The 15,071-nt window shown below is 63.8% G+C and carries 13 protein-coding genes; 2 read left to right on the forward strand and 11 right to left on the reverse strand.

Features of this window, described 5'->3' with window-relative positions; translation table 11 throughout:
- Positions 1 to 47: 47 nt before the first annotated feature.
- The 7 genes from bktB to phaC form a co-directional block, all read right to left on the reverse strand.
- Complete coding sequence (gene bktB, locus ACE3UG_RS08175) at positions 48 to 1,229, reverse strand: beta-ketothiolase BktB (RefSeq protein WP_374622129.1); 1,182 nt, start codon at positions 1,227 to 1,229, stop codon at positions 48 to 50.
- A gap of 201 nt (positions 1,230 to 1,430) precedes the next feature.
- On the reverse strand, positions 1,431 to 2,366 hold the full coding sequence (locus tag ACE3UG_RS08180) for a sugar kinase (RefSeq protein ID WP_374622131.1): 936 nt from the start codon (positions 2,364 to 2,366) through the stop codon (positions 1,431 to 1,433).
- Positions 2,366 to 3,733 (reverse strand): 30S ribosomal protein S12 methylthiotransferase RimO, encoded by a 1,368-nt coding sequence (gene rimO / locus ACE3UG_RS08185; RefSeq protein WP_374622133.1) that lies wholly within the window; start codon positions 3,731 to 3,733, stop codon positions 2,366 to 2,368. Before rimO ends, ACE3UG_RS08180 begins: the two co-directional genes overlap by 1 nt.
- Before the next feature lie 348 nt (positions 3,734 to 4,081).
- Positions 4,082 to 4,678, reverse strand: coding sequence for a polyhydroxyalkanoate synthesis repressor PhaR (gene phaR / locus ACE3UG_RS08190; protein ID WP_374622135.1), 597 nt, complete (start codon positions 4,676 to 4,678; stop codon positions 4,082 to 4,084).
- A gap of 168 nt (positions 4,679 to 4,846) precedes the next feature.
- Positions 4,847 to 5,587 carry a 3-ketoacyl-ACP reductase gene (locus ACE3UG_RS08195; RefSeq protein WP_374622137.1) on the reverse strand — a complete coding sequence of 247 codons (741 nt, stop codon included), beginning with the start codon at positions 5,585 to 5,587 and terminating at the stop codon, positions 4,847 to 4,849.
- A 182-nt stretch (positions 5,588 to 5,769) separates the two neighbouring features.
- Entirely contained in the window at positions 5,770 to 6,951 is a 1,182-nt protein-coding gene (locus ACE3UG_RS08200) for an acetyl-CoA C-acetyltransferase (protein WP_374622139.1), read from the reverse strand.
- Positions 6,952 to 7,012: 61 nt separating this feature from the next.
- Positions 7,013 to 8,863, reverse strand: coding sequence for a class I poly(R)-hydroxyalkanoic acid synthase (phaC, locus tag ACE3UG_RS08205; RefSeq protein WP_374622141.1), 1,851 nt, complete (start codon positions 8,861 to 8,863; stop codon positions 7,013 to 7,015).
- A 192-nt stretch (positions 8,864 to 9,055) separates the two neighbouring features.
- Between phaC and ACE3UG_RS08210 the strand changes: the two genes are divergently transcribed.
- Positions 9,056 to 9,328, forward strand: coding sequence for a hypothetical protein (locus tag ACE3UG_RS08210; protein WP_374622143.1), 273 nt, complete (start codon positions 9,056 to 9,058; stop codon positions 9,326 to 9,328).
- A 42-nt stretch (positions 9,329 to 9,370) separates the two neighbouring features.
- Here the strand turns inward: ACE3UG_RS08210 and pgeF are convergent, their stop codons facing one another.
- Both pgeF and ACE3UG_RS08220 read right to left on the reverse strand, forming a co-directional pair.
- Entirely contained in the window at positions 9,371 to 10,192 is an 822-nt protein-coding gene (pgeF, locus tag ACE3UG_RS08215; protein ID WP_374622145.1) for a peptidoglycan editing factor PgeF, read from the reverse strand.
- Positions 10,173 to 11,333 (reverse strand): RluA family pseudouridine synthase, encoded by a 1,161-nt coding sequence (locus ACE3UG_RS08220; RefSeq protein ID WP_374622147.1) that lies wholly within the window; start codon positions 11,331 to 11,333, stop codon positions 10,173 to 10,175. The genes pgeF and ACE3UG_RS08220 overlap by 20 nt, the downstream gene beginning before the upstream one ends.
- Before the next feature lie 21 nt (positions 11,334 to 11,354).
- On the opposite strand from ACE3UG_RS08220, the gene ACE3UG_RS08225 reads away from it, so the two are divergent.
- Positions 11,355 to 12,182: an outer membrane protein assembly factor BamD gene (locus ACE3UG_RS08225; RefSeq protein WP_374622149.1), complete on the forward strand. Its 828-nt coding sequence runs from the start codon at positions 11,355 to 11,357 to the stop codon at positions 12,180 to 12,182.
- A gap of 254 nt (positions 12,183 to 12,436) precedes the next feature.
- On the opposite strand, the gene ACE3UG_RS08230 is transcribed toward ACE3UG_RS08225, so the two are convergent.
- Together ACE3UG_RS08230 and ACE3UG_RS08235 are read right to left on the reverse strand one after the other, a co-directional pair.
- Positions 12,437 to 14,704: an ATP-dependent DNA helicase gene (locus ACE3UG_RS08230; protein WP_374622152.1), complete on the reverse strand. Its 2,268-nt coding sequence runs from the start codon at positions 14,702 to 14,704 to the stop codon at positions 12,437 to 12,439.
- 101 nt (positions 14,705 to 14,805) lie between these two features.
- Complete coding sequence (locus ACE3UG_RS08235; protein ID WP_374622154.1) at positions 14,806 to 15,009, reverse strand: YdcH family protein; 204 nt, start codon at positions 15,007 to 15,009, stop codon at positions 14,806 to 14,808.
- Positions 15,010 to 15,071: the final 62 nt, after the last annotated feature.

A 15,071-nucleotide genomic window follows, 5' to 3' on the forward strand; every position in this document is an offset into this window, starting at 1 on the left:
CTCCGGAAATGCTTGGGCCGGCAACCACGCCGGCCCCCGGAAGTAACTTACACGCGCTCGAACACGGCTGCAATGCCCTGACCGCCGCCGATACACATCGTCACCAGCGCGTAGCGGCCGCCGATGCGCTGCAACTCGTGCAGCGCCTTGACCGTAATGAGCGCACCGGTCGCACCGATCGGGTGTCCCAGCGAAATGCCGGACCCATTCGGATTCACCTTGGCCGGATCGAACCCGAGATCGCGTGTGACGGCGCACGCCTGGGCCGCGAACGCTTCATTGGCTTCCACGACATCGATGTCGTCGACCTTGAGACCGGCTCGCTCAAGCGCCTTGCGCGACGCAGGCACCGGACCGATCCCCATGTAGTTCGGATCGACGCCGGCGTGGGCATAGCTCACCAGCCGCGCCAGCGGCTTGGCGCCGCGACGCTCGGCTTCGGCACGCTCCATCAGAATCAGGGCGGCGGCGGCATCGTTCAACCCCGAAGCATTCCCGGCAGTGACGGTACCGTCCTTCTCGAACACGGGCCGCAACTTCGCCATGTCTTCCAGGGTTACGTCCGCGCGCACGTGCTCGTCGGTCGTGAACGCCACCTCCGCCTTCTTGTACTGAATCGTCACGGGCACGATCTGGTCGTTGAAGTACCCCGCCGCCATCGCGCGCGCCGCGCGGTGATGCGACTCGACCGCCAGACGATCCTGATCGTCACGCGTGATGCCCCACTTCTTTGCAATGTTCTCCGCCGTCACGCCCATATGGATGTTGGCAAACGGATCGCGCAACGCACCGAGCATCATGTCGACGAGGCGTGCCTCGCCCATGCGCGTGCCCCAGCGGGCACCGGGCATCACGTACGGCGCGCGGCTCATGCTCTCCGCGCCGCCCGCCATCGCCACATCGGTATCGCCCAACAGGATCGATTGCGCTGCGCAAACGATGGCCTGCAGACCCGAGCCGCACAGGCGGTTCACGGTCATCGCTGGCGCATGCTGGCTCACGCCCGCCTCGATGAACGCCACGCGCGCGAGGTACATGTCCTTGGGTTCGGTATGGATAACGTTGCCGAACACGACGTGGCCGACCTCGTCGCCGCCCACCTTCGCGCGCGCCATGGCCTCACGGGCAACGATGGCGCCGAGCTGCGTCGGTGCAAAATCCTTCAGACTACCGCCAAAATCACCAATGGCGGTGCGCACACCGCTCACGATCACGACCTCTCGTTGCATGTCTCTTCTCCGGGTGGATATAGGTTTGCGACGAGTATACCGCCGTGGCGGTTCCTGCGATGGCAGGCACAGTGGAGGGAACCTTCGATGGGATGGCTGGTTGCGCGCGCCGGGGTATGTTGGCTAGACGCCCCCGCTCGCCGCAAAGGCGCCCGGAGGGCATCGACAGCCCCCGTGAAGTCGCGCGCCGACGGGGCCGGATCAGCCGGCCAGTCGCTGGAGTACCTGCTCGGCACGCGGCACGGGCGCGACCGCGCCGTAGCCGGTCGTTGACAACGCAGCACACACGTTCGCGTAGCGTGCCGCCGCGAACGGGTCGTCACCGAGCGCCAGACGGGCCACGAATGCCCCGCCGAAACAGTCGCCGGCCCCCGTGGCGTCCACCGCCTGCACGGCATACGGCGCGACGATGCGGCGCTCGTCCGGCGTGGCGACGTAGCACCCCTCCCGGCCCAGCTTGAGCGCCACAACCTTGACCCCCTGTGAGAGCAGCACGTCGAGAATGGCGTCGCGATCTTCCAGACCGGTGACGGCCGTCACATCGTCCCAACTCGGCAAACAGACGTCGGTCAGGCTGAACGCCTCGCGCATCGTGGCGCGCGCCCGGGCCAACGGCCAAAGCTTCAACCGCAGATTCGTGTCGAACGATACCTTGCCGCCGGCGGCGCGGATCGTCGACATCGCCTCGAAAGCGGCGTCGCAGGCACTCACGCTGATCGCGAGGCTAATCCCCGACAGATGCAGAAACGACGCGCCGGCCAACGCGTCGCACGGCAGATCCTGCGCGCGATAGCGGCTTGCGGCGGAACCCGCGCGCAGATAGTCGAAATGGTGTCCGTGCGCGTCATGCGACACGAAATAGACGCCCGTCGGCGCCTGTGCATCGATGCGAACGAAATTCGTATCGACCGCTTCCTCACGCCACAAATCGAGGAGCATGCGGCCGAAGCGGTCATCGCCCACTGCGCTCATGAAGCCCGTGCGCACGCCTTGACGGCGCGCCGCAATCGCAAAATTGGACGTGTCGCCGCCGAAGCCTTGCAAATATTGACGGGCGTCGTCGGGCGACTGGTTGAACTCGACCATGGCTTCCCCCATGGCCAGCACCTGCGGGAATGGCGACTGCGCTGGCGTCATCAAACCACCTCACCCCACAGATCGTGGCCATCGGCACCGGTCACCGTCACGTTCACGAACTCGCCAACGCGCAAGCGCTTGGCCGCCTTGGGCGTAGGCTCGATGTAGACGAGGCCGTCGATTTCCGGGGCATCGGCGGCCGAGCGGGCGACGCCGCCGTCCTGATTGATCTCGTCGACGATGACCTGAATCGTCGTGCCGACCTTGCGCTGCTGGCGCTGCGCCGAGATCGTTTCTGCCACTTCCATGAAGCGCGCACGGCGCTCCTCACGCACGTCGTCGGGCAATGCGCCCGGCAGCTCGTTGGCCTTCGCGCCCTCGACCGGCGAATAGGCAAAGCAACCGACGCGGTCCAGCTCGGCTTCGCGCAGGAAGTCGAGCAGATAGTCGAACTCCGCTTCCGTCTCACCCGGGAATCCCGCAATGAACGTGCTGCGTATGGTGAGATCCGGGCACAGCTTGCGCCACGCCTGAATACGCTCGAGATTCTTCTCGCCCGAGGCGGGACGCTTCATGCGCTTGAGCACGTCCGGATGCGCGTGCTGCAGCGGCACGTCGAGATACGGCAGGATGTGGCCTTCGGCCATCAAAGGAATGATCTCGTCGACATGCGGGTACGGATAGACGTAGTGCAACCGCACCCATGCGCCGTACTGTTTGGCCAATTCGCCCAACGCCGTGACCAGCTCGGTCATGCGGGTCTTGAGGGGTCGCCCCGACCAGAAGCCGGTGCGGTACTTGACGTCGACGCCATACGCGCTGGTGTCCTGCGAGATCACCAACAGCTCTTTCACGCCGGCCTTGAACAGATTCTCGGCCTCAAGCATCACCTCGGCCACCGGGCGTGAATCGAGATCGCCGCGCATCGACGGGATGATGCAGAACGTGCAGCGATGATTGCAGCCTTCGGAGATTTTCAGATACGCGTAATGGCGCGGCGTGAGCTTGATGCCCGCCGGTGGCACGAGATCGGTGAAGGGGTCGTGCGGCTTGGGCAGATGCAGGTGCACCGCGCTCATGACCTCGCCCACGGCATGCGGGCCGGTGACGGCCAGCACCTTCGGGTGTACGGCACTGACGATGTCCTGACCGGCGGCGTCCTTCTTGGCGCCCAGGCAACCGGTCACGATCACCTTGCCATTCTCGGCCAGCGCCTCGCCAATGGCGTCGAGACTCTCCTGCACGGCGTCGTCGATGAAGCCGCAAGTGTTGACGACGACGAGATCGGCACCGTCATAGGTACCTGCGATGTCGTAACCTTCGGCGCGAAGTTGGGTCAGGATCTGCTCGGAGTCGACCAAAGCCTTGGGGCAGCCGAGCGAAACGAAGCCGACCTTGGGGGTGGCGGCGGGCGATGGGCGGGACATGGGGCAAAATCCTGATCTAGAAAATACGTGAAACGATCGACCGGCGAAGTGCAGGCATCAGTCGTTCCATGCGCTTCACCGGCAATGCCATCGCAATGCGCGCAACCACGGGAACTGCCTGCCGCCGAAACCGCCGCGAGCGCTACCCTGCGGCAAAGAACCGCGTATTTTACCCTGTTCGCCTGCAGTACGTTCCAACTATCGTTGCAGGTAGATGGGTAGCGCTACCTGACACTACCTGACACTACGTGCCGCCAAGTGCCGCTACGTGTCATTGCGTCCTGCTGCGTACCACACCATGCCATTGCGATGTGCGCCCCGTGCCACATCGCAACGTCCCCACGCGCGTCAGGGCTTCTTGTTCGGGTCCTTGCCCGGAGCACCGGGCGCACCGGGCGCACCGGGTGTGCCGGGGAACGGGAACGTACTGAACATGTTCTTCGCCTGGCTCTGCATCTGCTCCTGCATCTGCACGAACAGGTTCTTCGACTGTTCGATGTAGTTGGTCATCATGCCCTGCATCATCGGCGCCTGCATGTTCATGAATTGCGCCCAGACGTCCGGGTTGAAGGCCGCGCCTTCATAGATGCCCTTCGACTGATCGGCCAGTTTGTTCTGAATTTCGATGAAGGTCTGAATATTCTTCTCGAGATACGTGCCCATCATGCCCTGCAGCGCATGCCCATAGAATCGAATGATCTGGGACAGCATGGCGCTCGAGAACATCGGCACGCCGCCGGTCTCTTCTTCCAGAATGATCTGCAGCAGAATGCTGCGGGTCAGATCCTCGCCCGACTTGGCATCGACGACCTTGAACTCCTCGGTCTCGAGCACCAACTGCTTCACATCGGCAAGGGTGATGTACGTGCTGGTCTGGGTATCGTACAGACGCCGGTTCGGATATTTTTTTATCAGGCGTTCGTCAGTCTTCTTGCTCGCGGTCATGCGGTGGGTTTCCTGCATTTATGAAGGACTTCCCCGACCGACGGTCGGGGTTAGTCACATATTATCGATGCTAGGACGTTTGCTGCTATGCGGCAAAGCCCTAACCCGCGACGGGGGACACGGCGTGGCGCGCCCATCGGCTCGCACGCGTCCCCGCCCCGTCGCCGCTTAGCCCATGTGCAGGCCACCGTTGAGCGAGAAGTCCGCCCCCGTGGAGAACCCGGAGTCTTCCGACGCCAGCCATGCCACGATGGAACCGATTTCGCCCGGTTCGCCCAGGCGCTTGACCGGAATCGTCGCCACGATCTTGTCGAGCACGTCCTGGCGGATGGAGCGCACCATGTCCGTGCCGATATAACCCGGCGATACCGTGTTGACCGTCACGCCTTTGGTCGCCACTTCCTGCGCCAGCGACATCGTGAAACCGTGGATGCCGGCCTTGGCCGTCGAGTAGTTCGTCTGACCGAACTGCCCCTTTTGTCCATTCACCGACGAAATGTTGATGATGCGGCCCCAGCCGCGCTCGCACATCCCGTCGATCACCTGCTTGGTGACGTTGAACAGACTCGTGAGGTTGGTGTCGATGACGGCATCCCAGTCTTCGCGCGTCATCTTGCGAAAGACGATGTCGCGCGTAATGCCGGCGTTGTTCACCAGCACGTCGACCTCGCCGACCTCGGCCTTCACCTTGTCGAACGCGGCCTTGGTCGACTCCCAGTCACCGACGTTACCTTCGGAGGCGATGAAATCGAAACCCATCGCCTTCTGATCTTCCAGCCACTTCACTCGGCGAGGCGAATTCGGTCCGCAGCCCGCCACGACGGTGAAGCCATCCTTGTGCAGCCGCTGGCAAATGGACGTACCGATACCGCCCATCCCACCAGTCACGTATGCAATGCGTTGAGTCATGGAACGCTTCCCCCAAAATAACGGCACATCTGCCGCCTGTTGCGACTGCCAATTGACCGACGCGCAGACCGCGCGTTCCCGCGCGTGCCTTTCGTCTCCTGACTACTCCGGTATGAACCCGTGCGCGTTGCACGCACGGGCGATACCGATTGGATTCTTCTCGGACGATGTCCCGATAAACTTCAGACGCGCTCAAGCGCCAGCGCCACGCCCATGCCGCCACCGATACACAGCGAGGCCAGACCGCGACGCGCGTCGCGACGCGCCATTTCATGCAGCAGCGTGACGAGAATGCGGCAACCCGACGCCCCGATCGGGTGGCCGATGGCGATGGCGCCGCCGTTGACGTTGATCTTCGACGTGTCCCAGCCCATCTGCTGGTTCACGGCCAGCGCCTGCGCCGCAAACGCTTCGTTGATCTCCATCAGATCCAGGTCGCTCGCCTTCCATCCCGCACGCGACAGGCAACGCTGCGATGCCGGGACCGGGCCGATGCCCATCACCTTCGGGTCCACGCCTGCGTTCGCGTACGCCACAATGCGGGCAAGCGGCGTGAGCCCCAGTTGCTCGGCGCGCTTGGCCGACATCACGACCACGGCGGCGGCACCGTCGTTGATGCCCGACGCATTCGCCGCCGTCACCGTGCCTTCCTTCGCGAACGCCGGCTTCAGGCCCGCGAGCGATTCGGCCGTCACGCCATGGCGCACAAATTCGTCGGTCTTGAAAACCAGCGGATCACCCTTTCGCTGCGGAATCATGACCGGCACGATTTCCGCGTCGAAGCGGCCTGCCTTCTGCGCGGCCTCGGCCTTGTTCTGCGATGCGGCGGCAAACGCGTCCTGCATTTCGCGCGTGATGCCATATTCCTTGGCGACGTTCTCGGCCGTGACGCCCATATGGAACTGGTTGTATACGTCCCACAGGCCGTCGACGATCATCGTGTCGACCAGCTTGGCATCGCCCATGCGGAAACCGTCGCGCGACCCCGGCAGCACATGCGGCGCAGCGCTCATGTTCTCCTGCCCCCCCGCCACCACGATGTCGGCATCGCCTGCGGCAATGGCATTGGCAGCGAGCATCACGGCCTTCAGGCCCGAGCCGCAGACCTTGTTGATGGTCATGGCCGGCACCATCATGGGCAGCCCCGCCTTGATCGATGCCTGACGCGCCACGTTCTGCCCCGAGCCCGCCGTCAGCACCTGCCCCATGATGACTTCGCTCACGTCCTCGCCCTTGAGCTTCGCACGCTTGAGCACTTCGTCGATGACAATTGCCCCCAGGTCCGGCGCAGCCACCTTGGCGAGCGAGCCGCCAAACTTACCGACTGCGGTGCGCGCAGCCGACACAATCACGATATCCGTCATGTCTCTTTCCTCGTTTTCAAATGAGTCGAACCGGGGGGGATGCCCGTTGTCTTCCAACCGTTCAGGCCTTGGCCTTCACGTAGCGGCCGGGCGCCGGTTCGATGGGTGCATAAGCAACATTACCATACGCTTTTGGCGCCTTGACGCGTTTTCCCGCGTAACCCGCGAGCCACTCGCTCCAGTCGCTCCACCAACTGCCGGGGTGCTCCGTCGCGCCTGCCAGCCAGTCGTTCGCATCGATACCCGTGTCGTCGTTGCGCCAGTAGCTGCGCTTTTTCTTCGCCGGCGGATTGACCACCCCGGCGATATGACCGGACGCGCCTAACACGAAGCGGCGCTCACCGCTCAGCAACGGCAACGAACGGAACGCCGACGTCCAGGGCACGATGTGATCCTCGCGAGAGCCAAATATATAGGCCGGGGCATCGATGGCGGCCAAATCCACCGGCACGCCACACGTCTGCACCCTGCCGGGCTGCTTCAGTTCGTTCTGCAGATAAAGATGGCGCAGATACCAGCAGAACATCGGCCCCGGCAGATTGGTGCCGTCGCCGTTCCAGTACAACAGGTCGAACGGCGCAGGCGCATTGCCCTTCAGATAGCTGTCGACTACGTAATTCCAGACGAGATCGTTCGGACGCAGGAACGAGAAAGTATTCGCGAGCTCCACACCACGCATCAGGCCCGGCGGCCGCCCCGGCCCCGCGCCGATCGTCTGCTCGCGATATTGCACATGCGGCTCGTCGACGAAAACGTCGAGCACGCCAGTATCGGAAAAGTCCAGCAGCGTGGTCAGTAATGTCACACTCGCCACTGGCGACTTGCGGCCCTTCTGGCCCTTCGCGGCCAACACGGCGAGGGCCGTGGCGAGCAACGTGCCGCCCACGCAGAAGCCCAGCGCATTGATCTGCGGCTGCCCGCTGATCTCGCGCACGACGTCGATGGCCGCCATCGGTCCTTCGCCCACATAGTCGTCCCACGTCTTGTGCGCGAGCGATGCATCAGGATTGCGCCACGACACGACGAACACCGTATTGCCCTGCTCCACCGCGTAGCGAACCAGCGAGTTCTCGGGTTGCAGATCGAGGATGTAGTACTTGTTGATGCACGGCGGCACGATGAGCAGCGGGCGCTGATGCACCGTCGGCGTGAGCGGCTTGTACTGAATGAGCTGGATCAGATCGTTCTCGAAGATCACGGCGCCTTCGGTCGTCGCCACGTTGCGTCCAACTTCGAAGGCCGTCTCATCGGTCTGCGACACCTTGCCCTTGCCCATGTCGACCAGCAGGTGCTGCATGCCGGCGAGCAGACTGTCGCCGCGCGTCTGCACGAGGCGCTGCTGTGCATCAGGATTGGTTGCGATGAAGTTGGCCGGTGAACTCGCCGCCACCCATTGCTCGATCGCAAAACGAATCCGCTCCCGCGTCTTGGCATCGGCATCGACCAGATCGGCCATGCGCAGAAGGAAGCGCCCATTGAGCAGATACAACGCGGCTGGCAACGCATAGAACGGATTTCGCCAGCCGTCACCCGCAAAACGCCGGTCGCCCAAGGCGGGCGCCGTGTCCAGGCCGGGCTGATTGAAGCTGGCGACAAGTTCGGAAAATTCGCGGGCATAGTCCGTCTGAAGCGCGTTCAGACGTGCCGGATCGACGTGCAACTGCGTTGGCGGCGGCAGGTTGCCCGCCTTGCCGAAGTGCTCGAAAAGTCCCGCGAATGGATTCGCCGCGGCCGCCGCCCCATGGGCAGCAGGAAATGACGGGCCAGCCGCTCCCTGCAAGGCGCCGAACATTTGTTGAGCGGCCTTGAACCACTGCGACATGTCCTGAGCGGAGAGCGAAGCGGAGGGAAACTGCTGGGCAAACGAGGCGGCAAACGAGGCCGGATCGAGGTTGGCACTGGCGCGATTCATGATAGCCTGAGTGTCACGTCCGTTGCGTTCACGGGCCGACGCCCGAAACGCGGCGGCGTACTTCGTTGTTAGCGATGCGCCCCGCCTGTGAAGCATTCTTGCGTGCGCGTGCAGGCCTGTCAATGCTTGCGGCGAACGTCCTTGGTGCATTGTCCCGTCGCCCCACCTATTTTTGAATGCGCGTTTGCCCCGATGTTTATCGTCATTCTCGGCTGGCTTTATGTCATTGCGATGGTAGCCATCACCGCGCCGTCCGTCGGGCTGGGCGTCGTCATCTTTGTCGGTGGCGGACTCGGCCCCGCGCTGCTTGTCCTCTACATTGCAGGAAGCCGCATCCGGCGTGTACGCGCGCTGCGGCGCGAACACGTCGCGACGGCGGCGGCAGACGTGACAGGGGCGACAGGGGCGACAGGGACGTTTGCGGCGCCGGATCGCGAGATCGCACCGCCCCCGCCGTCAGACTGACCTGCGACACACGCACGACGCCCTGAACCGCGTCACGCTGCGTCAGGCCGTGCGCCAGACAAGCGCTGCCATGCGGCCAGTCGTGCGGTCGCGCCGGTATGAATAGAACCGCGCCGGATCGCTGACGGTGCACCACTGTCCGCCCGAGACCTGCGTCACGCCCTCGCGGGCGAGTCGCAAACGCGCAAGCGCACACAAGTCCGCCAGCGATTTTCCAACGGCGGGATCTCCGTGCGGGACAAACGCGGCCTGCGTGACTTCGCGTTCGTCCGGCGTCGCTGCAGCAAGAAATGCCTCGCGCACCTCGGGACCGACTTCGAACGCCTGCGGGCCGATGCAAGGGCCGAGCCAGGCGATGACTTGCGCAGCGGCATCTTCCCTCGGCAGCCGCTCCCGCAGTGCCTGCACAGTCCGCTCGATCACGCCGGCGCACAGTCCGCGCCACCCCGCATGTGCGGCGGCCACGGCACGGCCTTGCGCATCGCACAGCAACACCGGCAGACAGTCCGCCACCATGACGGTGCTCGCGAGCCCTGCTGCGTTCGTGGCACTGGCATCTGCAGGCAGCGGATCGCCAGCATTCACCGCATCGAGGGCCGCCTGCGCATCGACGACACGCGGCCCATGGACCTGCGCGACCCACGCCGATGGCACGCCCGTGCGTGCCGCAAGCAACGCCCGATTGATGCGTACCGCAGCAGGATCGTCATCTGCCTTGTAACCCAAGTTGAACGTGGCTTGCGGCCCTTCGCTCACACCGCCGGCCCGCGTTGTGAATATGGCGCGGACATTCTGCGGGGCGGGCCAGTCGGGCACGATCCAATCCGCAGGCATCCGATCTTGTTCAGGCAGGGAAGAAGTCATCTAGCGATTCGGGGAGCGTAGAAAAATCGAATTCGAGACCGAGCGCGGCCATGAGTCCGCGCATGTCATCGGGCAACGTCGCTTGCCAGTGCACAGGACGGCCCTCGTCGGGATGGATCAACCCCAGTCGCCAGGCATGCAGCGCCTGTCGCGCGAAATCGCCCGGCAGCGTGGGACGCTTGTGGCGGGGTTTGTAGAGCGGATCGCCCAGCAGCGAATGACCGAGGTGCGAGAGATGAACGCGAATCTGGTGCGTGCGCCCCGTATCGAGCGAGCAAAGCACGAGCGACACGGGAGAACCGTCCCATTCTGCGGTGGCGACCGTCACGACACGCGTACGCGCCGGTTTGCCACCCTGTCCCGGCACGACCGCCATGCGGGTGCGCTCTCGCGGGTCACGGCCGATGGGTGCGTCCACGACCGTGCGCTGCGGCGGACGTCCCCACACCAACGCGGCGTAATGACGCTTGACCGTGCGGGCCTGCAACTGACGGACCAGATCGGTTTGCGCAATCAGCGTACGCGCCACGACCATCAGGCCCGACGTCTCTTTGTCGAGCCGGTGAACGATGCCCGCACGCGGCAGCTCGGCGGCGGCTTGCCCATAGCGATACAGCAGGCCGTTGAGCAATGTCCCGGACCAGTTGCCCGCCGCCGGGTGCACCACGAGGCCGGCAGGCTTGTTGAAGACAGCGAGCGTGGCGTCTTCGTAGACGACGTCGAGCGGCACCGGTTCCGGTGCGAAGGCGAGTTGTTCGGGCAGCGCGGCCGGCGTGATGAGGACGACTTCACCGCCGGCCACTTTCTGACGGACTTTGGCAATCTCGCCGTCGAGCGTCACACGGCCGTCTTCGACCCACGCTTGCAGCCGACTGCGGGAGTATTCGGAAAAACATTGCGCGAGCGCTTTGTCGAGACGCTCACCGGCGAGCGATTCGGGCAGCGTCGCGCTCAGCGGCGCATTGACGCCAGCCCCGTCCGACAGCGCGGCCATCGATAAGGAAGCCCCCGGAAGGGGGCCATGGGCGGCACTCGGGAAAGCCTCGGGAAGCGAGTCGAGGTCGTCGTCAGACGAATCCTCCGCATTTTCCGTGGCGAATGAGGCGGTTACGTTATAATCCGGCAGAATTGAATGGGTCATCGAGAAGTGAAGCCAACGAGCATGCAAGCCCTGAAACTTGTCAAACATCTGACGCTGGCCGCAGTCGTGGTCGGCGGTGTGGCCGCCTGCGGCATTTTGCCGGAGAAGGTCGACGAAACGGCCGGTTGGTCGACGACCAAATTATACTCGGAAGCGAAGGACAGCTTCGATGCTGGCGACTACACGAAGGCCGCCAAGTACTACGAGTTGCTCGAAGGTCGCGATCCTTTCGGCCCGCACGCGCAGCAAGCGCAGATCAATACGGCTTACTCGTATTACAAGGACAACGAGCCGGCGCAGGCCCTGACCGCCGTTGACCGCTTCATTCGGCTGCATCCGGACAGCCCGTCGATCGATTACGCCTACTACCTCAAGGGCCTGATCAATTTCAACGACGATCTGGGCCTGTTCGGCCGCTTCTCGGGTCAGGACCTCAGCGAACGCGATCCGAAGGCGCTGCGCGCGGCCTACGACAGCTTCAAGTATCTGGTAGAGCACTATCCGAACAGCAAGTACGCAAACGACGCTGCACTGCGTATGCGCTACGCTGTCAACGCCATGGCCGCCCACGAAGTGCATGCCGCCGAGTACTACTATCGCCGCGGTGCGTACCTTGCGGCCGTGAACCGTGCGCAAAGCGCGCTCAAGGACTACGATCAAGCGCCGGCGTTGGAAGATGCGCTGGGCATCATGATCAAGTCGTACGACAAACTCGGCATGACCGAACTGCGTGACGACGCTCGCCGCGTGATGGAGAAGACCTATCCGAACAGTGGCTATCTGACGGTCGGCCATCGCACGGACGGCAACGGCAGCGACAAGAAGTCCTGGTGGCAGATCTGGCGTTAAGCCAGCGCAGCCGATCCGATCGGAAGGCCTGTAGGCCCGTCGGTTAAGGCAAAAAATGCCGCTTCGATGCAAAATCGAAGCGGCATTTTTTTCGCCATCCTGCGGCGCCTCGCGTCGGACGACCCAGCGCCACACATGCTCAACTGAACCGCATGACGCGACAATACACGGTACTACGCGGCATTACGCGGCATTACGCGCCGTGCCAGGATTAAAGGATTCCGCTCGATCGAGGCGCGCTGCGCCTGCGCATCTCAGCCGCCTTCGCTGGCAGCGATCTCGTCGAAAAAGCCCCGCACGATGGGCAACTCGCGCGTGCGCTTGAACGGCGGCAGGCTCTGCCAGATCCGGCGCCCGTAGGGTTTATCGACCAGGCGCGGATCGCAAATCATCAACACGCCACGATCCTCCTCGGAGCGAATCAACCGCCCTGCCCCCTGCTTGAGCGTGATGACCGCCTGCGGTAACTGGTGCACGGCAAACGGGCTGAGCCCTTTCTTCGTCAGTGCGTCGAGCCGTGCGGCCAGCACCGGATCGTCGGGCGGCGCGAACGGCAATTTGTCGATAATGACGAGCGAGAGCGCCTCGCCACGCACATCCACCCCTTCCCAGAAACTCTGACTGCCAATGAGCACAGCGTTGCCGAGCGCGCGAAAACGATCGAGCAATTCGGTGCGGCTCGCCTCGCCCTGCACGAGCAGCGGATAAGGCCAGCCACGCCGGTCGAACTCCTCACGCAGACGCTCAGCCGCCCGGTTCACCGCGCGCAACGTCGTGCACAGGACAAAGGCCCGCCCGCCACTCACTTCCAGTACCGGCAAGGCCGCATCGAGCACCGCGTCGGTGAACCCCGGCGATGACGGCTGCGGCAACCCGCGCGGCACATACAGCAGGCTCTGATTCGGGTAATCGAATGGACTGGCGAGCGTGAGCGACTTGCCTGCATCGAGCCCCAACTGCGCGGCATAGTGCATGAAATTGCCCTTTACCGACAACGTGGCCGACGTGAATATCCAGGCCCTCGGCGCCCCCGCACGTTGTTTCGCGAAGATCGGCGCAATCGAGAGCGGTGTCTGATGTAACTGCACCGCCTGTGAAAAGACCTCAATCCAGCGCACGGTTTCAGGCGGTGTGTAGGTTTTTCCCACCTCGCCCTCGCCCATCGGTGCCGCTTGCGCCGCCTTCGCTTCGGCCGCGAGGCGCACCGCGTCCGCCTCGCGGGCCTTGGCGGCCTTGGCGGCCTTGGCGGACTTTGAGGCCTTTTCGCGCTTGCCGTCCGTGACCCGCGGCGCATCCGGATCGAGCAGCGGCAGTGGCGATTCGCCAGGCGTGGGCGGGGCCGCGCCCGTCTGCCAACGCTCCAGTTGCTGGTGCAGTTCCAGCGCGCGGCGCAAGCAAGCGCCCAGCGCCTCGGCCCGCTCTGACTGGTGCTGGAGCGTCTCGATCACGTCCTGCAACGCAACGTCCACGCTGTCGAGCGCGCCGAAGAGCGCATGATCGTCCGCCAGTTGTGCGGCGGACATGCGTGTGTTGTCCTGCCCGAAGGTGAGACGCACATCGCGCGCCGCCCGCTCAAGCGTGGCACCAAGCTTGACCCAGTCAGCCGCGTCGCGCGCATGGATCAACCCTTCAGCCACGCAGTCGCGCGCCAGTTCTAACATCTGCCCCGTCGAGACCGTCTCGCCGAAGAAAAGCGTGGCCGTCTCCGGCAACTGATGCGCTTCGTCGAAGATCACCGTGTTCGCGCTCGGCAGCAGTTCGGCCATCCCCGTGTCGCGCAACATCACATCCGCAAAGAAGAGGTGATGATTAACGACCACGAGGTCCGCCTGCTGCGCTTCCTTGCGCGCCTGCATGACGAAGCAATCCTTGTAGCGCGGGCATTCCTGACCGAGACAGTTATCGCGCGTGGACGTGACTTGCGCCCAGATTGGCGCGTTCTCGGGCACCGATGCCAGTTCCGCCTTGTCACCACTGTGCGTGATTTGCGCGAACGTCACGATCTCGCGCAATTGCGCGGCTTCGTGGCGCGAAGCAAAGCGGCCCTCCTGCTGGGCACGCTCCAGATAGTAATGACAGAGATAGTTCGCGCGGCCCTTGAGCATCGCCACCGTCACGGGCACGGCAAGCGCCCGGCGCACCGTGGGAATGTCGCGTGCGAAGATCTGATCCTGCAAATGCTTGGTGCCGGTCGAGATGATCGTCTTGCCGCCCCACAACATGGCAGGCACGAGATATGCATATGTCTTACCCGTCCCCGTCCCCGCCTCGGCGATCAGCGTGTCGTGCGTGTCCATGGCAGCGGCCACCGCACGCGCCATCTCGGTCTGCGGCTCACGCGAGCGGTAGCCGTCGATCGCGCGGGCAAGCATCCCGCCGTCGCCGAAGATTTCCTGCAACTCGCGCTCGCGCTTGGCGGCAAGCGGCTTGAGTCCGTGAAAGGTGGGCGCCTCGGGGCTTTGGGGGATGTCGGGGGAATCGCTGGGTGCGGCGGAATCGGTCAAAACGGCAGGAGAGCTCAAAGGCGCCGCGAATCTCACCTACGGGATTCGCAACGCTGGCAATGGAAAAAAATCGCGCGGTCGTTCAGGCCAAACTCGCCAACGTCGCGCGAAGCACCCGCTCAGGCGGGTTGATCCGGCATTTGCTGCACTTGCAGCAGGGTGATCGTGTCCTTGATTTTCAGACGGCGCTTCTTGAGCCGCGTGACCTGGAGTTCGTCGTACGTCGGCGCCGTCAGCAATTTGTCGATCAGGAAGTCGAGATCGCGGTGTTCGATCTGCAACTCGATGATGCGACGCCCAACGGAGTGAAGATCGTGCTGCATCGTGGCCACTCTCCTGCGAATCTCAAAAGATTCCGGCTCCGGCGACAACCGTCGTCACCCAA

The sequence above is a fragment of the Pandoraea sp. genome (assembly GCF_041919235.1).
In the GTDB taxonomy this organism is placed as follows: Bacteria; Pseudomonadota; Gammaproteobacteria; order Burkholderiales; family Burkholderiaceae; genus Pandoraea.